Origin of the sequence: Tatumella terrea (assembly GCF_039523755.1) — a bacterium.
GTDB lineage: Bacteria > Pseudomonadota > Gammaproteobacteria > Enterobacterales > Enterobacteriaceae > Tatumella > Tatumella terrea.
Genome location: NZ_BAAAFX010000012.1, coordinates 56,914 through 80,105, shown reverse-complemented (window position 1 = coordinate 80,105; position 23,192 = coordinate 56,914). Strand labels below are relative to the sequence as shown.

Below are 23,192 nucleotides of genomic sequence, written 5' to 3'. Positions count from 1 at the left end.
AGACATTAGCACCCGGGGGACCCTGATGCGGACTGTGATCAGCGCATTGTCACAAACTCTTCTGCACCGGTCGGGTGGATGGCGACGGTGTTATCAAAGTCTTTCTTGGTCGCGCCCATTTTCAGTGCGACCGCGAAGCCCTGTAACATTTCGTCCATACCAAAACCGATGCCATGAATACCGACGATTTTTTCTTCCGGACCGGCACACACCAGCTTCATACGGCAGGGCTGACGATGCTGTGTCACGGCGGTATACATGGCGGTGAAGGAGGAGGTATATACCTTCACGGCGTCGTCACCGTACTGTCCACGGGCCTGAGGTTCGGATAAACCCACGGTGCCGATAGGCGGGTGACTAAAGACCACGGTCGGAATATTGCTGTAGTCCAGATGTTCGTCCGGTTTATTGTTAAACAGACGTTCGGACAGACGACGACCCGCAGCCACCGCGACCGGCGTGAGTTCAACCGCGCCGGTATTATCGCCGACGGCATAGAGGCCGGGCACAGAGGTGTTCTGGAATTTATCCACCACAATGTGCCCTTTATCGTTCAGTTCGACGCCGGTGACCGCCAGGTTCAGGTTGTCCGTCGCCGGTTGACGGCCGATGGCCCAGACCAGGCAATCGACGGTGTAGCTGTCGCCGTTTTCCAGTGTCAGTGTCAGGCTGCCATCTGCATTTTTATCGACTTTCTGCGGCGTCGCATGGGTATGCAGGAGTGGCCCTTCGGCATTCATCACTTCCACCAGGGTTTCCGATAATAACGGATCGAACTGGCGTAACGGTGACTGCTTACGGACAAACAGATGGGTCTCTGCCCCGAGGCCGTTGACCACACCGGCAATCTCGACCGCAATATATCCGGCACCGACCACAGCGACGCGTTTTGGCAGTTCCTGCAGGTCAAAGAACCCGTCAGAATCAATACCGTACTCAGCCCCCGGGATGTCAGGGTGGCTCGGACGTCCGCCGGTCGCAATCAGAATATGGTCCGCGGTGATCTTCTCACCGTTGACTTCCACGGTATGCGCATCGATAAAGCGGGCAAACCCTTTGATAACGTCGACTTTATTTTTACCCAGGACATTGTCATAGGAATTGTGGATACGATCGATATAGGCCGTACGGCTTTTCACCAGCGTTGCCCAGTCGAATTGGTTTACGGTGGTATCGAAACCATAATCCGGACCATACAGCTTAATAGCTTCGGCGATCTGTGCAGCGTGCCACATGACCTTTTTCGGTACACAGCCGACGTTCACACAGGTGCCACCCAGCTCTTTTGCTTCAATCAGGGCACATTTCCTGCCATACATCGCTGCACGGTTAATGGATGCGATACCGCCACTGCCGCCGCCAATAGCAAGATAGTCATAATGTTTAGTCATTGAAAATGTCCGTCCGTTTCGGGTTGAGCAGAATGCTGTGCCGGGCTCAGGCCATCACCGGATAGCCGCTGGCAGTGTCTGCTGTACTGTATTTCATGCCGACCAGTGTAGCGCGACTCCGGCAAATGCCGCAAAGTTTGCACCTATGGTTGTGATAGGATGCCCACTGGTCTGACTCTACTACCGGAAGCATAGCATGTACCTGACTTTTCTGGGCACCTGCGCAGGGGTTCCCAGCCTGCAACGTAATGTCACCGCCATCGCACTGTCGCTGCCGCCGGGCGGGGACTGGCTGTTTGACTGTGGTGAAGCGACCCAGCACCAGTATATGCGTAGCGCGTTAAAGCCCGGCAAGCTGGAAAAAATCTTTATCACGCATCTGCATGGGGATCATATCTTCGGCTTACCGGGACTGCTGACCAGCCGGTCGATGGCCAGTATCAGCCAGCCGCTGACCATTTACGGCCCACCGGGGATCAAAGCCTTCGTGGACAATGCCCTGTCACTCAGCAGTTCCTGGGTGAGTTTCCCGATGGAAATCATCGAGATTGAAGCCGGCGTGGTGCTGGATGACGGCGAATATCGCGTCACGGCGTACCCGATGAACCATGTCGTGCCCTGTCTGGGTTACCGTATAGAACAACACGATAAACCCGGCACCCTGGATGCGGCCCGGCTGAAGGCCGACGGGATCCCTTCCGGTCCGTGGTTTCAGTTACTGAAACAGGGAAAAACCGTGACGCTGGACGACGGACGTCAGATTGACGGTACCGCGTATCTGGGCCCTGCCGTGAAAGGCAAATCGGTCGCTATTTTCGGGGATACGGCCCCGGCAGAAGCCAGCCTGAGCCTGGCGCGAGGGGTGGATGTGATGGTGCATGAAACCACGCTGGAGGCGGCCATGGCAGAAAAAGCGAATAGTCGTGGCCATTCGACCACGATACAGGCCGCACAGATAGCCCGCGATGCCGGGGCTGGCCGGCTGATTGCGACACACTTCAGCTCACGGTACGGGGCACAGGATATGCCCCGGTTACTGGCAGAGTGTCAGTCAGTGTTTACAGCCACCGGACTGGCACAGGATTTTGCGGTGATCGAAATCTGAGGCGTTACTCCGGGACCACCCAGTTCACCAGCGTGTGTCCGGTGCCGGCAGGCGACAGTTGTTTGTGCAGCCATGGCAGCACCGCTTCCATCTCTGCCGCCAGCTTCCACGGGGGATTAATAACAATCATGCCGGAGGCTGTCATACCGCGCTGGTCACTGTCCGGACGAACCGCCAGTTCAATCTGCAGAATACGTTTAATGCCGGTCGCCTGTAATTCGCTCAGCATACGTTTAATCTGCTGACGCAGAACAACCGGATACCAGAGGGCGAATACTCCGGTAGCAAAGCGTTTGTACCCTTCCTGGATCCCGGCGACCACGGCCTGGTAATCGCTCTTCATCTCGTAGGGAGGGTCGATCAGGATCAGGCCACGGCGCGACGCCGGCGGTAGTTTGGCTTTCAGCTGCTGATAACCATCCCCCCGGGCAACACGTGCGCGGTCATCTTTCAGAAATTCATTCCGTAATAACGGATAATCTGTCGGATGCAGTTCGGTCAGTTCGATAGTGTCCTGCTCCCGTAACAGATGACGGGCAATCAGCGGGGAGCCCGGGTAATACTTCAGACGACCGGACGGGTTCAGTGCGCTGACCGCAGAAAGATACGGTTTCAGTGGCTCCGGAGCTTCCGGGTTTTGCCAGATCCGACCGATCCCTTCCATATACTCCCCGGTACGTTCCGCATGCGCACTGTTCAGTAAGTAGCGCCCGGCACCGGCGTGGGTATCCAGATAGAGAAACGGTTTCTCTTTTTCACCGAGTGACTGGATGATCAGGCTCTGAACGGTATGTTTTAACACATCCGCATGATTACCTGCGTGGAAACTATGACGATAGCTCAGCATGTCGTTAACCTTCTGATAAAAACTGTATTCTGTGAGGTGTAAACCCGGCTATCGTCACACCCTCACGGCAAAGACAAAGCAGGTCTGCCAGGCAGTGCTCCTCTGTCGCGGGCGCAGAGTATAGCAGTATTGCCGGTAGGGCAGTAGCAACGCTCATGATTTATCCGCCCGGTTCAGCGAACCCGCAGGGAAGGCGGAAGCGGTTTACCCGGGGCAGAGCGGCGTTACCTTTCGCCTCTCCGGGGTCTGCGGATGGCGGATCATTGATTTTCTGTGTGTCAGCCCCCATGCTTCTTTTATCGCGCAAGCAAAGCGCCCTCTAACACCAACAGGATTGTGCTATGACTAACCCATTACTGACACCGTTCATACTGCCGCCGTTTTCGTTGATTAAACCGGAACATGTGGTGCCTGCCGTTACCGAAGCGCTAAAAGACTGCCGGAGTGCGGTTGAAAAAGTCGTTGCTCAGGAAGGCCCTTATACCTGGGAGACATTGTGTGAACCGCTGGCAGAGAGTGATGATCGTCTGGGACGTCTGTTTTCTCCGGTCAGCCATCTGAATTCGGTGCAGAACAGTCCTGAGTTACGTGAAGCTTATGAGCAGGTGTTACCTCTGCTCTCTGAATACGGTACCTGGCTTGGACAGCATGAAGGGTTATACAAGGCCTATGTCAGCCTGAAAGAGAGTGATAACTACGCCACCCTGACTCTGGAACAGCAAAAAGTCGTCGATAACGCCCTGCGTGATTTTGAGTTATCCGGCATCGGTCTGCCAAAGGACAAACAGCAACGTTACGGTGAGATCGCGGCCCGTTTATCGGAGATCGGTGCGGCGTACAGTAATAATGTGCTGGATGCCACCATGGGCTGGAGCAAGCTTATCACCGACGAAGCCGAGCTGGCCGGGATGCCGGAGAGCGCACTGGCGGCAGCGAAAGCCCGTGCGGAAGCGAAAGAGCAGCAGGGCTGGTTACTGACGCTGGACATCCCGAGCTACCTGCCGGTGATGACCTACTGCGAGAATGCGGCGCTGCGTGAAGAGATGTATCGCGCTTACGGCACCCGGGCCTCCGACCAGGGGCCGAATGCCGGAAAATGGGATAATGGCCCGCTGATCGAAGAAGAGCTGGCATTACGCCATGAATTTGCACAGTTATTAGGTTTCGGGTCATTTGCGGAAAAATCGCTGGCGACCAAAATGGCGCAGTCCCCGCAGCAGGTATTGGATTTCCTGAGTGATCTGGCGAAGCGCGCGCGGCCACAGGGTGAGAAAGAGCTGGCACAGCTGCGTGAGTTTGCCAAAGCCCATTACGGTGTCGATACCCTGGAACCGTGGGATATCACCTGGTATGCAGAGAAACAGAAACAGCATCTCTACACCATCAGTGATGAGCAGTTACGTCCTTACTTCCCTGAAGACAAAGCCGTCAGCGGTCTTTTTGAAGTCGTCAAACGTATTTACGGGATCACGGCGAAAGAGCGTAAGGATGTGGATGTCTGGCATCCGGATGTCCGTTTCTTTGAACTGTATGATGAAAGCGGTGAGCTGCGTGGCAGTTTTTACCTCGACCTGTATGCCCGTGAGAATAAACGTGGCGGCGCCTGGATGGACGATTGCGCAGGCCGCCGTCGCCGTGCCGATGGTTCAGTGCAAAAACCGGTCGCGTACCTGACCTGTAACTTTAACCGTCCTCTGAAAGGCCAGCCGGCGCTGTTCACCCATGATGAAGTCATTACCCTGTTCCATGAGTTCGGTCATGGCCTGCACCACATGCTGACAGAAGTGGATACCGCAGGCGTTTCCGGCATTAGCGGAGTGCCGTGGGATGCCGTCGAACTGCCAAGCCAGTTTATGGAAAACTGGTGCTGGGAGCCGGATGCACTGGCCTTTATCTCCGGCCATTATGAAACCGGTGAGCCATTACCTGAGGATCTGCTGGAAAAAATGCTGGCAGCGAAAAACTACAATGCGGCCATGTTTATTCTGCGTCAGCTGGAATTCGGGCTGTTTGACTTCCGTCTGCACGCCGGTTATGACCCGGCGAAAGGCGCACGACTGCTGGAAACCCTGCAGGAAGTGAAGAAAGAGGTTGCGGTTGTCCCTTCTCCGTCCTGGGGACGTTTCCCGCATGCCTTCAGCCATGTGTTTGCCGGCGGATATGCCGCAGGCTATTACAGCTATCTGTGGGCGGATGTGCTGGCCGCCGATGCTTACTCACGCTTTGAGGAAGAGGGGATTTTCAACCGCGAAACCGGTCAGTCATTCCTTGATAACATCCTGAGTCGCGGAGGCTCTGAAGAACCGATGGTGCTCTTCACCCGTTTCCGCGGACGTGAACCGGAGCTGGATGCGATGCTTGAGCATTACGGGATCCAGGGATAACTCCGGGTGAACATTTGTCTGATTGACGAAACAGGCGCCGGAGACGGCGCCTTATCTGTTCTGGCACAGCGCTGGCAGTTAACCCACGACGAAACCGCCCCGATGGCGCTGGTGATGACACCGGAGCGGCTGGAATTACGAAAGCGTGATGAACCCAAACTCGGCGGTATCTATGTCGATTTTGTGTCCGGCGCGATGGCTCATCGCCGTAAATTCGGTGGCGGGCGTGGAGAAGCGGTGGCGAAAGCCGTCGGCATTAAAGGCAACTACCTGCCTGATGTGGTGGATGCCACGGCGGGATTAGGCCGTGATGCTTTCGTACTGGCGGCGACCGGTTGCCGGGTCAGAATGCTGGAACGTCATCCGGTGGTGGCCGCGTTACTCGACGACGGTCTGCAGCGTGGTTATCGTGATGCGGAAATCGGTCACTGGTTACAGCAGCGTCTGACACTGATCCATGCGACCAGTCAGCAGGCACTGACAGAAATCAGCCCGCGCCCTGATGTGGTCTATCTGGACCCGATGTATCCCCATCGGCAGAAAAGCGCCATGGTGAAAAAAGAGATGCGGGTCTTTCAGTCGCTGGTGGGGGCGGATGAGGATGCCGATTCTCTGCTGACACCGGCCAGGTGGCTGGCAAAAAAACGGATAGTGGTTAAACGTCCGGACTACGCCGAACCGCTGGATGGTGTGGCAACCAGCTCCGCGGTGGTGACCAAAAGTCATCGGTTCGATATCTACCCGTCACTGGATCCGGTGACAGAGAACGCGGGCTGACAGAAAACGGCCCTGTCCCGCAGGACAGGGCCGGTTCAGCGACGATTATTCGTCATCCTTCATAGGAACAATCAGCATATCGATATGCACGGTGTTGATGAGCTGACGTGCGGAAGACATCAGTTTGCTCCAGAAATCCTGGTGGTGACCGCAAATAACCAGGTCCACCTGATAACGGTTAATCGCGTCCAGCAACACCTGCGCCAGGTCGCCACTGCCGCTCAGTGTCTGGCTGATCTGATAGCCGGCATTGGTCGATAATTCGGTCAGGGCCGTTTGTGTTTCCTGGGAGATGCGTTTTTGCATGTCACCGAGGTTTACGTCAATCAGTCCGGTGTAGAGATCTGAATAGTTCACGTCTACATGAATTAAAGAGACTTTAGCTTCATAGGGGCTGGCGAGAGAGACCGCTTTCTCAACCAGCAGCTGACTTTCCGGTGAAAGGTCAACTGCGACCAGAATATGTTTATAAGACATGACAGACTCCTTAAAGCGGAAAAAGTAAGGGTCAGCAGCATAGGTAAGGTGACACACCTGAGCGGGTAAGCCGCCGACCACGATGACGATTTTCTGTTGTGTGCTGTGGATTTATCCTACCATACGGCTCTTCAACTGAGTATAGAAGTATTGTCTGCCGGCCGGTAAGCGGGAAGTGTGAAGCAGCTCAAAAGGACGTGATATAACCCGTTCATCCGACCTTAAAAATTATGACAACCGATCGCGGCGGCAGGACGTGCCTGCGCGCGCGAGGTTCTGACAGGCCGCGTAATATCAGTCTCAGGGGAGGGGCAGAGAAGCAAGATGATCACAATCATGGCACTTTTTACCGCGACCTGTATTGTCTGTGCGATAAATATAGTGCGGTACTTTTCGGCGTTACGGACCTTACTGGCGGTCATGCGGACCTGTGACCCTCATCTGTATCAACAGGTGGACGGGGCAGGTTTTTTTACTCCGCGGGGGCGTCCGGCCATGCAACTGCAACTGGCCCGATACCTTTATGAACGACGTTACCGCGGCCATCAGGAATATGAATTTATCTTCCGGTGTGAGCAGGTGCGTCGCCAGTTTATTCTGACCAGTGCCCTCTGTGCCGCGGTGGTCATTGCCCTGACGGGGCTGCTGATACTGCATTGATGACAGTCAGGTCAGATAATTCCTTGCAGGGCGGCGGATTTTTTTTGAATTTACCTTCACCGTATACATCCCATATACTTTAAGTACATTCTTTACTACAGGCTATGGAATCACGTGACTTCCGGAAAAATACAGGCAACAGAAAAGCTAGGGGAACTGGCCTATCAGACACTCCATCGGATGATCCTGGAAAAGACATTACGTAGCGGAGGGGCCGTCGTCGAGGGGCGGCTGGTGGAGGAATTGCAGATTTCCCGCACCCCGCTGCGTGAAGCCTTACTGCGGCTGGAAGGGGAAGGTCTACTGGTCCGTTCCGGGGCCCGCTCTTATTCGGTACGCTTTGTCAGCGCACGGGAATATTTCCAGACCATGAAAGTCCGTGAGTTGCTGGAAACTGAAGCTATCGCATTATCGATCAATAAGATCGATCATCAGCAGGTGGATGCGTTGATCGAAAAGATCAAGGCGCTGAGTGCCGGACAGCAGGAACACGAACACTGGGAAGCCGATGATCAGGTGCATACCTTGTTTGCCCGCCATTGCGGTAATCCGGTGCTGGCAGGCATGATCGATCAGGCGCGAACCCAGAGCCGGCTGTTTGAGCTGGTGACACCGTTTAACCGGATCGAGGAAGATCGGCAGGAGCATCTGGCGATCCTGGAAGGGTGGAAGTCCGGTGATGCCGAAACGGCCCGTCATGCGGTCAGCCAGCATCTGAGAAATCTGTCAGCGTTTGTACTGAAACGTTTATCTGAAGGCGGTTAATCTGTAAGGCTCACCACGGTCTGTGATGAGCCTGAACCTTATTTTATGGAGGCAGGACAGCAGGGACACCCGTCCGAGTGCAACGGATTACGGATGGCGGGAGCAGGTTTACTGCGTAACAATATCGGACTGAACGCCTCCTTGCGGTAGGCGGGTTGTCCGCATTGCTGACAGCGGGCCGGGTTATCCCGCTCTGCGACCGTGCGGCGTACTTCAACCACCTCACCGCATTCACATTGATAGTCATAATACGGCATTGTCTTCTCCTACCAGCATTTACCGACTTCGCCCCGGGCAACGAACCGGCCCTGACCGGTTTTACCCACCCATTGGTCATCACTGACCAATAACTGGCCGCGCAGCAGGACTTTTTTGACTTTCCCCTGCACACGGTGGCCTTCAAACAGGGTGAAATCACAATCACTGTGTTGCGTGGCGGCACTGATGGTGTGTTGTTCATTCGGATCAAAAATAACGATATCCGCATCACTGCCCACCGCGATCGTGCCTTTTTTCGGAAACAGGCCAAATAATTTGGCCGGGGCCGTCGACATCAGCTCAACATAACGGTTTAAAGAAATTCTTCCGCTGCGTACACCCCCGTCGTAAACCACGGTCATGCGTGTCTCTACGCCCGGCACACCGTTCGGGATTTTCGAAAAATCATCTTTACCGAAGGGTTTCTGGTTAATTTTCCCCTGATGGCCTTCTTTCAGGCAGTACGGGCAGTGGTCGGTAGAAATCAACTGTAAATCATCGGTTTTCAGCGCGGTCCAGAGGGCGTTTTGTGCCTCTTTAGAGCGTAATGGCGGACTCATCACTAAGCGTGCCGCATCAAAACTGTCCTCTTCGTCGGTGGCAGCATACGCCGATTCATCAAAGAACAGATAGTGGGGACAGGTTTCCGCAAACACCGGAATACCGAGATCACGGGCCTCCACCACATGTTTTAGCGCTTCTTTAGCCGACAGATGGACAAAATAGACCGGCGCTTCCGCCAGTTCTGCCAGCTTGATCCCCCGGTGAGTGGCTTCACCTTCCAGAATGGCCGGGCGGGTTAATGCATGGTAGCGGGGGGAAGTGTGTCCCTGCGCCAATGCCTCCTGGATCAGTAATTCGACAATGGTGCCGTTCTCGGCATGCAATGCCACCATACCGCCATGCTGTCCGACCATACGCATCGCCTGAAAAATTGCCGCATCATCAGACATGACGGTGCCGGGATAGGCCATAAACATTTTAAAACTGGAGACGCCTTCATGACGAATGGCATAACGCATATCCTCCAGTACCCGCTTATCCACCTCGGTAATTATCACATGAAAACCGTAGTCGATATTGGCAGTACAATCGGCTTTCGATTGTGCGCGTTCTATGGCCTGTAAAGGGCTGGTATTATGATTTTGCAGCGCAAAATCGATGATGGTGGTGGTTCCGCCAAAGGCGGCAGAACGGGTTCCGGTATGGAAATTGTCGGCGGTCACAGAAGGGCCAAACGTATTTTCCATATGCGTATGACAATCGACTCCCCCCGGGAATAACATCATCCCTGCAGCATCAATCACCTGTGTATCAGGGCCGGCGGGCAGATTAAGCCCGATACTGACTATCTGCTCATCCTCAATGAAGACATCGGCAATATAATCATCGACTGCGGTGACAATACGCCCGCCACGGATCAAGGTAGTTGTCATAATGTTTTCCTGAATGATTGATTAAAAGACCGGGCCTGGTGTAATAACGCGACCAGTTTTTCGCGCTGGGCTGCACCGACAACCGGCACCGGAGGACGGGGCGTGGCATATGGGATCTGCCCCAGGATCTGTAAACAAGCCTTCAGGCGGGCATTGGCATGGGTACCGGGATGGGTTCCGTAGATCTCTTTGGCCAGCGGATAAATGTACTGATGTAATCGCCTGGCCTCGGCCAGCTGATGATTCTGCACTGCCTGATACAATGCGACGACCAGCTCCGGGATCACCGCAGCCAGACTGACCACGCTGCCATCGGTACCGAGGGCAAAACAGGTCAGTAAATGCTCATCGCCTGAGGCCATCATCGCAACGTCCGGCGCGACATCACGAACCGCCTGCAGGTTACAGTCATATCTTGAGGTTTCCCAACTGCCTTCCTTGACCGCGACCACATGGGGTAACTGTACCAGTCGGGTCAGCAGGCTGGTGGGATAAGCCATCCCGCCGGTACTGACGCCGGCCTGATACAGCATGACCGGTAACTGCGCATTGGCATTGATGATGCGGTGGTGATTAATCACCGTCTCACTGTCGGTCGATAACGTCCAGGAATAGGGAGGGAAGATCAGCAGTACATCAGCCCCGGCGGCTTTTGCCTCGTCTGCCTGTAATTGCCCTTCAAAACTGTCTTCGGCATTGATCCCCGCCAGCAGCAGGGTTTCCGGTGGACAGACGTGGCGGGCAATTTCGACCACCCGCTTTTTTTCTGCCAGTGACAGCGCAAAGTTTTCACCGGCATGGCCGTTGACCAGTAAACCGCGGATCCCCTCTACCCGCGAAATATGGTGCATGTGCGCAGCCAGTGCATCTTCATCCAGATAACGTCCCTGCTCGTCCATCGGACAAACCGTCGCGGCATATACGCCGTGGTAAAAGGGCGATTCAGTGCTGCTCATTGATTTTCTCCGCAATAGTGTCGGGTTCTGATCCGGCAGGAATAATCAGCCGGGAGGGATTAAAAAGGGGCATTTCAGGTTCATTGCCCAGCAGGCTCCCGGCCAGTAATTTCCCCATATAGGGGCCACTGGTGTAGCCGGAATGAACGCAACCAATCACGTACAGTTCAGGAAACCCGGCCAGCGGCCCGATCACTGGCATCGCATCGGCCGTTTCTGATTCCAGACCAAGCCAGATACGAGCGACCCGGGCTTCAGCCAGTGCAGGGCACACATATTGCCCAAGGCGCAGATTACCGATCAGATTCTCAGGAATAGTTTCCGGCTTGCCTGAGTCCCGGTGGCCGCGCCCCTGCCAGCCGCCGCCGATCACGACGGTGCCATTGGCAAACTGTTTCATGGAGAGCAGCCCGTTGGCGATACTCAGAACCGTGCGCATTACCGGTGGCATTCGTTCAGTCACAATTAACTGGTTAATCAGGGTCTTCACCGGCAGGGTGATGCCGATTAATGCCAGTAAAGGCTCCAGCCAGACGCCTCCTGCCAGTACCAGCCGGTTTGCCTGAATCTGCAGGCTCCCCTGATTGGCAGAAATGCGGTAACTTTCTCCCGGCGGAGTAATGCTATCGACATCGGCATTTTCGATAATCGTGACGCCGGCCAGGAGAAGTGCTTCATGAAAAGCTTTTCCGGTGAGGTAAGCACTTGCAAACCCGTCAGTCTCACAGTAAGCCGCCGACAGGCAGCTTTCCGGAATGCCCGGCTCGATACGTTTTGCTTCATGTCCGCTGAGCAGCCGGATATCGGCGCCGTATTCCCGGCGGGCAGCGGCACGTTGTTCCAGCAGTTCCTGTTCGGCGGGAGTAAACGCCAGGGATAATCCGGGGGCTGCGGTGGCCAGGACGCCGTGCCCCAGCCAGGTCTCCGGATGCATCCACATATCCCATGCTTTGATGGCATAGGGCACCAGTGCTGCACGTGTCATATGCAGCGTCAGCGTACCGGCGTTGACACCAGAGGCTCCACGGCATAACGCGTGTTTTTCAAGCAGGGCAACTTTCATACCGCCGCGGGCGAGAAACAGAGCCGTGGAGCAGCCCATCACCCCACCGCCAACCACGCAGACATCGTAACGGGTCAGACTCATAGGGGGGCCGCCTTAGGGATCGGGATATCGGCATAGTCGAATTCTCCGGTCAGCTGACCGATGGTCAGTGGGCGTAACGGCGTTCGCGGTGAAAAAATACCGGCCTCTTCACGGCTGATGTTACGGTGGCGGGCTAGAATTTCTGCCGCGACATCGCCGCAGCTCCGCCCCTGACAAGGTCCCATACCACAGCGGGTCCAGGCCTTCATCTGATTCATGTCTCCGGCCCCGGCATCGCTGGCGGCTTCAATCTCTGCCCGTGTCACATCTTCGCACCGGCAAACTACGGTTTCGGCGGTAATGCTGTCGGTATGGCCTTCGCGTAATGCCATCATGCCGGCCATTTTCCGACCAAAATGGCACACATTTTGCCACTCTTTAAGGGCTTGCTGGCGCTCCTGTTGCAGAGGCGCATCAACGCCTTTCAGTTCACTGACACACGCCAGCCCGACCACCACCCCCTGGCGGACGGCAGCCGCCGCACCATAGATCCCTGTACAGTCGCCGGCCGCAAATAAGCGCGGGCGGGAGGTTTTTCCGTTTTCATCGATAGTGGCGACAAAACCTCCTGAGTGTCGGGAGTAATGGTGGCGGGCATCCAGTAACCGGGTAATTTCTGTGGCGGGTGTCAGCCCGTGCCCCACAGTAATACAGTCCACCAGTATTTTTTTGCGTGGGCCGGAGACAGGCCGGCCGGCGGCATCACATGGAGCCAGCTCAGCCAGTAACTGCCCGTCCTGTTCGGTGGCACGCACCAGGGTATGGCGTGAATACAACGGGGTCGCTGCACGCAGGATGGGCAATCCGTAGCCGGCACTCTGCCTGAGAATATCCGGGCGACGTACCATGGCCGGTAACACCCGGGCCCATGAGCCTTTACCGGCAATATCCGCGATGGCGGCGACATTGCCGCCGGCTTTTAAAGTGCCGCCGGCAACGGCAACCAGCAATGGTCCACAACCCGCCACGAGGGTGCGTTTTCCGGGTAAGGTTTGCTGGGATTTCAGCAGCAGGGTTGCGGCGGCCAGTCCGATGACGCCGGGCAGAGTCCAGCCTTCAAACGGGACGACCCGTTCTGTAGTGCCCGACGCGACCAGTAATAAACGGCTGGTACAGTGAACGGGGCCTGACGGGCCAAGAGCATCGACACGAAAATCGCCGGTGACTGACCACACCTGGTGCCCCATAAAGAGGCTCACCGGGCTATCGGCGAGTTGTTTGCGCAGATGATCACCGTCTTTCAGGTCATTCCGGCTTTTTCCCGCCACCCTGAACGCCGGGGCACGATAGACCTGTCCGCCCGCCGCGGGGTTCTCATCAAACAGCGCGACACTCAGCTGATGCCGCGCCGCAGTAAGGGCCGCGGTGATCCCTGCCGGCCCGGCCCCTAATATAATCAGATCAAAATGCTGCATGTTGCACTGCTCCCGTAACGCGGGTCACTTCAAGATCAGAACTGGCCTCAGTTTTGCAAGCTAACGCCCGTTTACCGTTCACCATCACCAGGCATTCCTGGCAGGAGCCCATCAGGCAGAACATTCCCCGGGGCTGCTGCCGTGCCGGACTGAGACGCAATGTTTTAATGCCGTTCGAAAACAAAGCGGCGGCAATGCTCTGTCCGCGTAATGCAAAACAGCGTTGATTCTCAAAGGTAAAGCTTATTTTTTCACCACTCATTTGCGGCATGGCGCCCCCCGGAGTTGTTCATCAAATAATCAGAGATACTTGACAATTCGATTCAGATAGTATCGTATACGAATCGTATATGTAAAGTATTCGAATTTATCGGGATCACATTTTGACCGATTATCTGAACCAAAAGGCCAGCACACGGGGAATTAAATATGTTTAAAAAGAGTCTGTTAGGAAAACTCGCCGGCGCGGGTGTTATTTCACTGATGATGTTAAGTTCATTGGGGGCACAGGCCCGTACCCTTCAGCAGATCATGGACAGCAAAACACTGATTGTCGGCGTCAACCCGAACCTTCCGCCGCTCGGGGTATACGATGCTAAAAACCAGATCTCAGGGTTCGATGCGACCGTAGCGCAGAAAATCGCCGACCAGCTCGGGGTAAAACTGCAGCTAGTCGCTGTTGGCTCCAATGACCGGGTGCCGTTCATCATGTCAGACAAGATTGATGCGGTGATGGGCGGAATGACCCGTAACGCGCAGCGTATGCAGGTCGTCGATTTTACCGACCCGATTAACACCGAAGTGCTGGGCATCCTCACCACCGATAAAACGACGTATAAAAATGTACAGCAGCTGAATGATCCTGCGGTCCGTCTGGTACAGGTCCGCGGGACGACGCCGGTGAAATATATTCAGGATAACTTGCCGAAAGCCCAGCTACTGATTCTGGATAACTACCCGGATGCCGTGCGGGCAATAGCTCAGGGGCGTGCCGATGCGCTGATTGATGTGCTCGACTTTATGCTGGATTACACCAAAAAATATCCGGTCCGCTGGCGGGTGGTGGATGAGCCTATCGAGGTGGATTACGACTGTATCGCGGTGAGTAAAGGTAACACCGACCTGCGCCTCCGACTGAACCAGGCTATCGGTACACTGCAAAAAGATGGCTTTATCGCGGCAAGCTGGAAGACGTGGTTCGGTCATGCCATGTTGCATGATCCGACAGCATCTCCGACAAAATACTAAGTATTTATCATCACCTCAGGCACCTTGATTCTAAGGTGCTGTTTTTTGTGAGTATCCCGATGACGTTGAATTTTGGCCCGATACTGAATCAGCTACCTTACCTCGCGGGTGGGGCCTGGATCAGCCTGCAACTGGCGGTTCTGGCATTTGCCCTGGGTATGGTGATAGCGATGTTCTGTACTTCTTTACTCCGTTACGGACCGCCTCTGGCCGGTAAGCTGGTGAATGGCTATGTGGTCTTTGCCACCAATACGCCTCAGCTTATTCAGATTTACTTTTTATTTTTTGCCCTGCCGGAAGCCGGCATTTTGTTATCCCCGTTTAATGCGGTACTGATTGGCGCCACTTTTAATGCCGGTGCGTATCTGTGCGATATTCAGCGAGCCGGGTTTGATTCCGTGCGGCAGCGGGAGGTAGAGGCCGCCGAGGTATTGGGATTTTCACGCCTGCAGATTATCCGTTATGTCATTCTTCCCCATGTGATGAAAGTGATGTTCCGCCCCCTTTCAAACCAGTTTATTGTGATGACGTTGGGCACCTCAATGGCCTCTATGTTTGGCGTCGAAGAACTGACCGGCCGGACCTATAACCTCAGCTCTGAAACCTATTTATCCGTGGAATCATTTTCGGTGGCTGCGGTGCTGTACATTATTCTGACCCTGATCGCGACATTCGCCCTGGCGGTGATCGGGCGTTACCTGTTCCGTGCCAGAACGGAGGTCTTCTGATGATCACCGACGTTTTGCATGAACTGAGCGGTATGTTCTCTTATTACAATGTGTTGTTACTGTTGCAGGGGCTGGGGCGTACACTGGCATTATCGGCGTTCGGTTGTCTGGTCGGCTTCTTTATGGGGTTTTTATTAGCCATTATCGGTAATACCCGCACCGTGGTACTCAGACCGTTGCGCGGTATTATCCGTATTTACTGCTTTATGTTCCGGCGAATTCCCTTTCTGGTGACCCTGATGCTGGTATTTTTTATCAGTCAGTATTCCGGGCTGCGTTTTTCCACCTTTGTGGTGGCACTGGTCAGTGTCTGTCTGATCGCCGCCGCTTATCTGGGCGAAGTGATCCGTAGCGGTCTGGAATCGGTCCATCCTAACCAATGGGAGGCGGCAGAGACCCTGAACTTCAGTTATCTGCAAAGCCTGCGTTACATCATTATCCCTCAGTCGATGCGTGTGGTTATCCCGCCGACCTTCAGCTTTTTCATTATGTATATCAAAGATACTACGCTGGCCTCACAGATTGGTGTGATGGAACTGACATCTGCCAGTAAGGTGTTAACGGATAAGGGTTTTTCGGCAGGTCTGGTTTATGCCACCGTACTTGTCCTCTACTTCTGCATCTCTTATCCCTTATCGCGCTTAGGTAAGCGCCTGGAGACTAAAATTGCCACAGCTCGATATCGTTAATCTTAAAGCCGCCTATGGCGAACAACCGGTCCTCGAAAATATTACCTTACCGGTGGAAAAAGGGGACATTGTCAGTCTGATTGGCCCGTCCGGGTCCGGGAAGAGCACGTTATTACGGGTACTGATGGGGCTGTTATTGCCTTCAGAGGGGTATGTCTGTCTTGACGGCCGGAAGCTAAGTTATGACAACAAAGAGCAGCTTCGTCAGCTCCGTTCTTCGGTCGCCATTGTGTTTCAGCAATACAATCTGTTCCAGAACATGACGGTGCTGGAAAACGTCATGATCACTCCGACCAAAATCAAAGGCCGCCCGAAAGCGGAGGTTGAGCAGGAAGCCAGGCGCTTGCTGGAACGCGTCGGGTTATCCCACCGCCTGCATGCTTATCCGGATGAGTTGTCCGGCGGACAACAGCAGCGGGTAGCCATTGCCAGAGCCCTGGCGCTGAAACCTCAAATTCTGCTACTGGACGAAGTCACTGCCGCACTGGACCCGGAAATGGTTAATGAAGTTCTGGATACCATCCGCGAACTGGCGGCGGAAGGGATGACGATGTTTATTGTTTCTCATGAAATGAGCTTTGTTCGCGAAGTTTCATCAAAAGTCGTGTTTATGGCCGACGGCGAAGTGATTGAAAGCGGTACCCCCCGTCAGATTTTCGAACACCCCGAAAAAGCCCGGACACAGCAATTTATCGGCAAAATATTACGTCACTGAACAGAGGAAACTCCGGTTGAACAATGAAATTTTTTCCCAGATTAATCCCCCGTCACGACTTTTAATGGGGCCGGGACCGATTAATGCTGACCCGCGGGTATTACGGGCAATGTCGGCACAATTGGTGGGACAGTATGATCCGGCGATGACCGGTTACATGAATGAAGTCATGACGCTGTATCGCGGCGTGTTTGCCACCCGAAACCTGTGGACGCTGCTGATTAACGGAACATCGCGGGCAGGCATCGAAGCCCTGCTGGTCTCGGCGATCCGCCCGGGTGATAAGGTGCTGGTGCCGGTATTTGGTCGTTTTGGCGAACTGTTGTGTGAAATCGCCCATCGTTGCCGTGCCGATGTTCACCGGCTGGATGTGCCCTGGGGAGAGGTCTTCACTCCGGATCAGATTGAGGATGCCATTAAACGCCTGCGCCCCCGGATGTTGCTCACGGTGCACGGCGATACCTCGACAACTTTACGGCAACCTCTGCAGGAGTTGGGCAGTATCTGCCAGCGCTATGATGTGCTGTTTTACACCGATGCGACCGCCACTCTGGGCGGGAATCCACTGGATACGGATGCATGGGGGTTGGATGCGGTCTCTGCCGGCATGCAAAAATGCCTCGGCGGGGCCTCCGGGACATCGCCGGTTACCCTGAGTGATAAGATGGCAGAGCATATCCGCCGTCGCCGCAGGGTTGAAGCCGGGATCCGCACGGATGCACATCAGGAAGGCGAAGATGAAATGATTTACTCCAATTATTTCGACCTGGCCATGATCATGGATTACTGGGGCAGTGAGCGGCTGAATCACCATACTGAAGCCACCAGTGCGCTGTACGGCGCCCGTGAATGTGCCCGTATTATCCTCGGGGAAGGCCTGGAGACGTGTATTCAGCGACACAAGATACAGGGTGACGCGCTGATGAAAGGCGTGCAGGCGATGGGCCTGAAGCTGTTCGGGGATACGGCTCATAAAATGAATAATGTTCTCGGGGTGCTTATTCCGGAGGGCGTGAATGATCTTGCCGTCAGACACAGCATGCTGCATGACTTCGGCATAGAAATCGGCACATCCTTTGGTCCGCTGGTGGGTAAAGTCTGGCGGATAGGGACAATGGGGTATAACGCCCGTACGTCCTGTGTGATGCAAACACTGACGGCTCTGGAGGCAGTGCTGCATCGTCATGGATTCCGTACCCCGCAAGGTGCAGCGGCCCAGGCAGCCTGGGACCACTACACCCTGATGGCTACGCAAAACGCATAAAAAAAGGCTGCCCGTGGGCAGCCTGTTCTTTCAGGGTAAGAGCATCAGATAATCTGCAATGCAATCCAGTATAACGATGCGGATAACAGAACCGAGACCGGCAGGGTTAAAATCCAGGCCATCGCAATATTCTTGATCGTTTTACCTTGCAGGCCACCGCCATCAACCAGCATCGTTCCGGCCACCGAAGATGACAGAATATGCGTGGTAGAGACCGGCATCCCGGTATAACTGGCAATCCCGATAGACGCTGCGGCAGTCACCTGAGCAGACATCCCCTGGGCATAGGTCATGCCTTTCTTACCGATTTTTTCACCGATAGTCGTGGCGACGCGACGCCAGCCGACCATCGTGCCGGCGGAGAGCGCCAGAGCAACGGCAAAGATAATCCAGATCGGTGCATATTCGATAGTGCCCAGCAGATCATGATGCAGGTCACCCAGATAACGTTGATTCTGCGCACTGGTCTGCGGCAGTTTTGCCACTTTATCTGCAGTATCCGAGATACACAGCAGTAAACGACGTAGCTGGGCGCGATTTTCCGGGGTTAACTGATCATAACTGGTCAGATTATTAAGCATATTGCGGGCATGGGCCACCGCTTCCAGTGCACGTTCGTTACTGCAGTGGAATTCTTCAACCGGTGTACTCATCGCGGCAGGCGTCAGTGCCGGGGCAATAATGGTTTGCAACGACTGACTGTTCTGCTGATAGTACTGCTCCAGATGGTCAACGGCATCCCGCGTACGGGTAATATCGTATCCGGATGCTCCCATATTCACCACAAATCCGGCCGGGGTAACCCCGATAAGCACCAGCATAATCAGGCCGATACCTTTCTGGCCATCGTTAGCACCATGGGAGTAACTGACACCGATCGCCGAGACGATAAGTGCAATCCGGGTCCAGAACGGCGGTTTTTTCTTACCGTCAATCTTCTCGCGTTCTGCCGGCGTCATATGAATGCGTGAGCGCTTACGCGTACCGCTCCAGTACTTACGCAGCAGGAAGATCAATAAGCCCGCTAATACCATACCGACAATCGGTGACAGGATCAGAGACATAAAGATGTTGACCACTTTCGGGATATTGAGTGCTTCAACCAGCGACGTGCCGGTGGTTAACGCATTCGTCAGTGCTATACCGATAATAGCCCCGATAAGTGTATGAGAACTGGATGCGGGTAAACCGAAATACCAGGTACCGAGGTTCCAGATAATTGCTGCCAGTAACATGGAAAAGACCATGGCCAGCCCGTGAGCAGATCCCACGTTAAGCAACAGGTCGGTCGGCAGCATATGGACAATAGCATAAGCTACGCTGAGTCCGCCTAACAGAACCCCTAAGAAGTTAAAGATACCGGCCATTGCGACAGCAAGCTGCGCACGCATCGCGCGGGTATAGATTACCGTTGCAACTGCATTAGCGGTATCATGAAACCCGTTGATTGCTTCGTAGAACAAAACAAACAACAGAGCCACTACCAGTAACAGGCCAGTACTTATATCGATACCAGCAAAAAGATGTAGCATAACGTTACGCCATTTTTTGAGGACATGAACCTGGCGCATTATCAGCGAGAGAGGTGCGTTCAGGAAAGGAAAATATCGCTTTTTTTGTGCCTGCAGCCAGATTAAGGGAAAATTAATTTATAAAATATCTTTTAAATTAATCAGTTATGCTAATGCCCTCTGCATAAGAAATTTTCATTCTGGAGTCCGGAACACCATCTCATTACAATCAGCCGTTTTTAGCCGGGGGAAGCATGGAAAAGTTTGACGTAATCATCGTCGGAGCGGGGGCTGCCGGCCTGTTTTGTGCCGCTCAGGCCGGACAGCGTGGCCTGAATGTGCTGGTGCTGGATAACGGTAAAAAAGCGGGACGAAAAATCCTTATGTCCGGGGGCGGTCGCTGTAATTTTACCAACCTGTATACCGAACCCGGCGCGTACCTTTCCCAAAACCCACACTTTTGTAAGTCAGCACTCGCTCGCTATACACAGTGGGATTTTATTGAGCTGGTCAATCGCTATGGGATCGCGTGGCATGAAAAAACACTCGGCCAGCTCTTTTGTGATGACTCGGCACAACAGATCGTCGATATGTTGCTGGCGGAATGTGAGGCGGCTAAGGTGACTCTGCGTTTGCGCACAGAGATCCTGCAGACCGAACGGACCCCGGACGGTGAGTACCGGTTACAGCTTAACGGAACGAATGTAAGTACCCGCAAACTTGTTGTCGCTTCCGGAGGCTTATCCATGCCGGGCCTGGGTGCCACCCCTTTCGGCTATAAACTTGCCGCACAGTTCGGACTGCGTGTCCTGCCGACACGGGCAGCCCTGGTACCCTTTACCTTACATAAGCCGTTACTGGAACAGCTGCAACCTCTGTCGGGCGTGGCGGTACCGGTGACGGTCACAGCGAGTGATGGAAAGCAGTTTAAAGAAGCGATGCTCTTTACCCATCGTGGCCTTTCAGGCCCGTCCATTCTGCAGATTTCCAGTTACTGGCAAGCGGGAGAAGCCCTGGAGATAAATCTGGTGCCTGAAACGCCGCTGGAAGACTTCCTTAACCGGCAGCGTGAAACGCACCCGAACCTGAGCCTGAAGAATTGTCTGGCAAAACTACTGCCGAAACGATTGACCGAGATATTGCAGCAACTGGAAGTGGTGCCGGACCTGACGCTCAGGCAACTGAACAGCAAACAGCAACAACAGCTGATCGGGCAGCTGAACTGCTGGTCAGTGCAGCCGAACGGCACAGAAGGTTACCGTACTGCCGAAGTCACCCTGGGGGGCGTCGATACCGACCAGCTCTCCTCGCGGACCATGGAAGCGCGCGATGTGCCGGGGCTCTTTTTCATCGGCGAAGTGGTCGATGTGACCGGCTGGCTGGGGGGATATAACTTCCAGTGGGCCTGGAGTTCCGCTGCCGCCTGTGCTGCGGCGCTGTAAGTCGCGAACAGCAGTGCATGATACCGTCTGCCGGGCTGCGGCTCTGAAAGGCCGTTAAGCGTTATAACGGCCCTGACGTTCGAGGTCCGGCCGGTACCCGTCCGGAATCGCCGGAGACTCTTCGCCGGGGAGTCGCCCGGAACGCTGTGCTGATGTCAGTCCCGGAAACCGGCGGACCGGCGTCTGCAAAACGTTTTCTATCCTGGTCGCGGGCCACTGACGGTTGATGACCCGGTATTTCTGAAAACTGCACCTGAACCGGCAGTCCTGCACTTGCACTGCCGAATGCTTATTCCTGAACGCTCAACGGACGCTGCCACCGGCCATCGTCCCTGAGCCGGAAACTGCGGGCAGCTCTCCGGTCCGGAAAAGGACATTGCTCAGCATGACAGGGGGGACGGTTATCTGAATCTCAGTTCATGGCATAACATTTCGACGTCGCCACATTCTGATCTAAACCGCTACCGGCACCTTTCAGCATACAAAAAATGTAATATTTGCCTTTTCTGAGGGTCACGATCGGCCCGTCAGTCCCGAGGGTCGAGGAAATGATCACTCCGCCCTGGTCCAGCATCTGTTCCAGTGAACTGTTAACGGCAGAGAGGCGGGTGGGATACTCCAGGGCATTGCCCGGTACCTTCGCACCGGTTTCCGGTGGCCATTGGGCTGTAGCGGTAAAACTGATGGCTGAAGTAAGAACAGCAAAACATAACGTGGAACGAAATTTCACGGCAACTCCTGGTGTTGATCATGGGAAAGTGCCGGGTATTCCCCGGGCCGCCAATGCGGTTCATCCCTTCCCATGATAATGGCTTCGTGCCGGATATTTTACATACAGGGTGGCAGTAGGTCACTACGGGAAACCGAGACAGGAATATAGTATGACCCGGAGAAGGTATCGTTCAGTTCAGGAGAAATAACAGGCAATTGCGGATGACAGACAAAGAAATCGTGCCCCTGACGACGGGCTTCCGGGCGGAAAGGCATCACATACTGATAGATATCCGCCTGCATATTGATTAACTGTTGGCGGGTGCCGGAAAAGCTAAAGCGCAGAAATCTGTCCGGGGAAGCGTTCCGGTAGCAAACTTCCTGCAAATGGCGCTGGAATGTCAGGGTGAACTTTACGCGTCCGCAATCCGTGTCGGGCTCGAAATTTTCAGCGACAACCTGGGGTAAAGTTCCCTTGAACACCGAGACCGCTTTTGATAGTAAGTGCTTACGTTGTTCGCAGTGATAATTCACATCTTCCAGTTCTCTGTAGTCACAAAGATAGCTCAGGCTCAGGCCGGGGATGATGCCCGGCCCCTGCGTGACAGTTTCGGCTTCGGGGAGGTCTGACAGATTCGGGCTGGCTCTCGCGACCATGCCACGAAAATTCCACTCACTGGCATCCCGGTATTTGCCAGGGGCGGCTCCGAAATGCCGGGTAAACGATCGCGTAAATGTCTGCTGGGTACTGAACCCCAGTAACTCGCTGATTTCCACCGCGGGCATATGGGTCATTCTGAGGATCATCGCCGCTTTATTCAGTTTACGGTAACGAATATAAGAGGCCAGATGAAAGCCGGTATCTTCCCTGAAAATGCGTTGTAAATGCCATTTGCTGTAGCCGGCTTTCACCGAAACATCATCGATCGTCAGTTTTCCGGTGAGATTGTTCTCTATCCAGTCCAGCAGATCACGGGTAAATGAATTCATAAACGCAGCCTCCCTGATATTATTATTATATTAGCGGCAAAGTTTACGAATATCTATAATCAGAGATAACGATATATTTAGCAGTAATTATTAATCAGCTAAATTTATAATTAATCGTGTAATACTCCGGTTAGCCGGACAGATATTTCAGAACGTTATTCTGTATACACGCATTTTTTATCGCGGCGCGGGTATAAACAGGGCAGTTTGTGACGGGGATAGGGACCACTGCTTTTTATTCAGTATTCTGAGACTGAACTGGCGTTCTTAGCGCAG

23 protein-coding genes are annotated in these 23,192 nt (G+C 54.3%); 11 read left to right on the top strand and 12 right to left on the bottom strand.

The window, feature by feature from the left end:
• Positions 1–38: 38 nt before the first annotated feature.
• Positions 39–1,391: a glutathione-disulfide reductase gene (gene gorA / locus ABD035_RS07935; protein ID WP_343869143.1), complete on the bottom strand. Its 1,353-nt coding sequence runs from the start codon at positions 1,389–1,391 to the stop codon at positions 39–41.
• Positions 1,392–1,587: 196 nt separating this feature from the next.
• Here gorA and rnz point away from each other — a divergent pair, with 196 nt between their 5' ends.
• Positions 1,588–2,496 (top strand): ribonuclease Z, encoded by a 909-nt coding sequence (rnz, locus tag ABD035_RS07930; RefSeq protein WP_343869140.1) that lies wholly within the window; start codon positions 1,588–1,590, stop codon positions 2,494–2,496.
• A 4-nt stretch (positions 2,497–2,500) separates the two neighbouring features.
• On the opposite strand, the gene ABD035_RS07925 is transcribed toward rnz, so the two are convergent.
• Positions 2,501–3,343, bottom strand: coding sequence for a 23S rRNA (adenine(2030)-N(6))-methyltransferase RlmJ (locus ABD035_RS07925; protein ID WP_343869137.1), 843 nt, complete (start codon positions 3,341–3,343; stop codon positions 2,501–2,503).
• A gap of 341 nt (positions 3,344–3,684) precedes the next feature.
• Between ABD035_RS07925 and prlC the strand changes: the two genes are divergently transcribed.
• Complete coding sequence (gene prlC / locus ABD035_RS07920; protein WP_343869135.1) at positions 3,685–5,727, top strand: oligopeptidase A; 2,043 nt, start codon at positions 3,685–3,687, stop codon at positions 5,725–5,727.
• Between the two features lie 6 nt (positions 5,728–5,733).
• Positions 5,734–6,504: a 16S rRNA (guanine(1516)-N(2))-methyltransferase RsmJ gene (rsmJ, locus tag ABD035_RS07915; protein WP_343869134.1), complete on the top strand. Its 771-nt coding sequence runs from the start codon at positions 5,734–5,736 to the stop codon at positions 6,502–6,504.
• 45 nt (positions 6,505–6,549) lie between these two features.
• Here the strand turns inward: rsmJ and uspA are convergent, their stop codons facing one another.
• Positions 6,550–6,981, bottom strand: coding sequence for a universal stress protein UspA (uspA, locus tag ABD035_RS07910; RefSeq protein WP_025904093.1), 432 nt, complete (start codon positions 6,979–6,981; stop codon positions 6,550–6,552).
• Between the two features lie 324 nt (positions 6,982–7,305).
• Between uspA and uspB the strand changes: the two genes are divergently transcribed.
• Positions 7,306–7,641 carry a universal stress protein UspB gene (gene uspB, locus ABD035_RS07905; protein WP_343869131.1) on the top strand — a complete coding sequence of 112 codons (336 nt, stop codon included), beginning with the start codon at positions 7,306–7,308 and terminating at the stop codon, positions 7,639–7,641.
• 114 nt (positions 7,642–7,755) lie between these two features.
• Positions 7,756–8,406 (top strand): GntR family transcriptional regulator, encoded by a 651-nt coding sequence (locus tag ABD035_RS07900; RefSeq protein ID WP_343869128.1) that lies wholly within the window; start codon positions 7,756–7,758, stop codon positions 8,404–8,406.
• Between the two features lie 38 nt (positions 8,407–8,444).
• On the opposite strand, the gene ABD035_RS07895 is transcribed toward ABD035_RS07900, so the two are convergent.
• The 6 genes from ABD035_RS07895 to ABD035_RS07870 are packed head-to-tail and all read right to left on the bottom strand — an operon-like array spanning position 8,445 to position 13,889.
• Positions 8,445–8,663, bottom strand: coding sequence for an FmdB family zinc ribbon protein (locus ABD035_RS07895; protein ID WP_343869127.1), 219 nt, complete (start codon positions 8,661–8,663; stop codon positions 8,445–8,447).
• A gap of 9 nt (positions 8,664–8,672) precedes the next feature.
• Positions 8,673–10,100, bottom strand: a complete 1,428-nt coding sequence (hydA, locus tag ABD035_RS07890) for a dihydropyrimidinase (RefSeq protein WP_343869125.1) — start codon at positions 10,098–10,100, stop codon at positions 8,673–8,675.
• Entirely contained in the window at positions 10,097–11,056 is a 960-nt protein-coding gene (locus tag ABD035_RS07885; RefSeq protein WP_343869122.1) for a dihydrodipicolinate synthase family protein, read from the bottom strand. Before ABD035_RS07885 ends, hydA begins: the two co-directional genes overlap by 4 nt.
• On the bottom strand, positions 11,043–12,203 hold the full coding sequence (locus tag ABD035_RS07880; RefSeq protein ID WP_343869120.1) for an NAD(P)/FAD-dependent oxidoreductase: 1,161 nt from the start codon (positions 12,201–12,203) through the stop codon (positions 11,043–11,045). Before ABD035_RS07880 ends, ABD035_RS07885 begins: the two co-directional genes overlap by 14 nt.
• Positions 12,200–13,618, bottom strand: coding sequence for an FAD-dependent oxidoreductase (locus tag ABD035_RS07875; protein WP_343869118.1), 1,419 nt, complete (start codon positions 13,616–13,618; stop codon positions 12,200–12,202). The genes ABD035_RS07880 and ABD035_RS07875 overlap by 4 nt, the downstream gene beginning before the upstream one ends.
• Positions 13,605–13,889, bottom strand: coding sequence for a (2Fe-2S)-binding protein (locus ABD035_RS07870; RefSeq protein WP_343869116.1), 285 nt, complete (start codon positions 13,887–13,889; stop codon positions 13,605–13,607). The genes ABD035_RS07875 and ABD035_RS07870 overlap by 14 nt, the downstream gene beginning before the upstream one ends.
• 158 nt (positions 13,890–14,047) lie before the next feature.
• On the opposite strand from ABD035_RS07870, the gene ABD035_RS07865 reads away from it, so the two are divergent.
• The 5 genes from ABD035_RS07865 (at position 14,048) to ABD035_RS07845 (ending at position 18,262) form a co-directional block, all read left to right on the top strand.
• Positions 14,048–14,866 carry a transporter substrate-binding domain-containing protein gene (locus tag ABD035_RS07865; RefSeq protein ID WP_343869114.1) on the top strand — a complete coding sequence of 273 codons (819 nt, stop codon included), beginning with the start codon at positions 14,048–14,050 and terminating at the stop codon, positions 14,864–14,866.
• Between the two features lie 47 nt (positions 14,867–14,913).
• Positions 14,914–15,594, top strand: a complete 681-nt coding sequence (locus tag ABD035_RS07860; RefSeq protein ID WP_343869112.1) for an amino acid ABC transporter permease — start codon at positions 14,914–14,916, stop codon at positions 15,592–15,594.
• Positions 15,594–16,283, top strand: coding sequence for an amino acid ABC transporter permease (locus tag ABD035_RS07855; protein WP_343869110.1), 690 nt, complete (start codon positions 15,594–15,596; stop codon positions 16,281–16,283). Before ABD035_RS07860 ends, ABD035_RS07855 begins: the two co-directional genes overlap by 1 nt.
• Entirely contained in the window at positions 16,261–16,998 is a 738-nt protein-coding gene (locus tag ABD035_RS07850) for an amino acid ABC transporter ATP-binding protein (RefSeq protein ID WP_343869108.1), read from the top strand. The genes ABD035_RS07855 and ABD035_RS07850 overlap by 23 nt, the downstream gene beginning before the upstream one ends.
• Positions 16,999–17,062: 64 nt before the next feature.
• Positions 17,063–18,262 carry a pyridoxal-phosphate-dependent aminotransferase family protein gene (locus ABD035_RS07845; RefSeq protein WP_425579715.1) on the top strand — a complete coding sequence of 400 codons (1,200 nt, stop codon included), beginning with the start codon at positions 17,063–17,065 and terminating at the stop codon, positions 18,260–18,262.
• A 44-nt stretch (positions 18,263–18,306) separates the two neighbouring features.
• Here the strand turns inward: ABD035_RS07845 and pitA are convergent, their stop codons facing one another.
• A complete protein-coding gene (gene pitA / locus ABD035_RS07840) occupies positions 18,307–19,794 on the bottom strand; it encodes an inorganic phosphate transporter PitA (protein ID WP_343869104.1) in 1,488 nt (495 codons plus the stop codon).
• Positions 19,795–20,027: 233 nt separating this feature from the next.
• Here pitA and ABD035_RS07835 point away from each other — a divergent pair, with 233 nt between their 5' ends.
• A complete protein-coding gene (locus ABD035_RS07835; protein WP_343869102.1) occupies positions 20,028–21,215 on the top strand; it encodes a BaiN/RdsA family NAD(P)/FAD-dependent oxidoreductase in 1,188 nt (395 codons plus the stop codon).
• 412 nt (positions 21,216–21,627) lie between these two features.
• Here the strand turns inward: ABD035_RS07835 and ABD035_RS07830 are convergent, their stop codons facing one another.
• Positions 21,628–21,945, bottom strand: coding sequence for a hypothetical protein (locus ABD035_RS07830; RefSeq protein WP_343869100.1), 318 nt, complete (start codon positions 21,943–21,945; stop codon positions 21,628–21,630).
• A gap of 98 nt (positions 21,946–22,043) precedes the next feature.
• On the bottom strand, positions 22,044–22,916 hold the full coding sequence (locus ABD035_RS07825; RefSeq protein WP_343869098.1) for a helix-turn-helix domain-containing protein: 873 nt from the start codon (positions 22,914–22,916) through the stop codon (positions 22,044–22,046).
• Between the last annotated feature and the right edge of the window lie 276 nt (positions 22,917–23,192).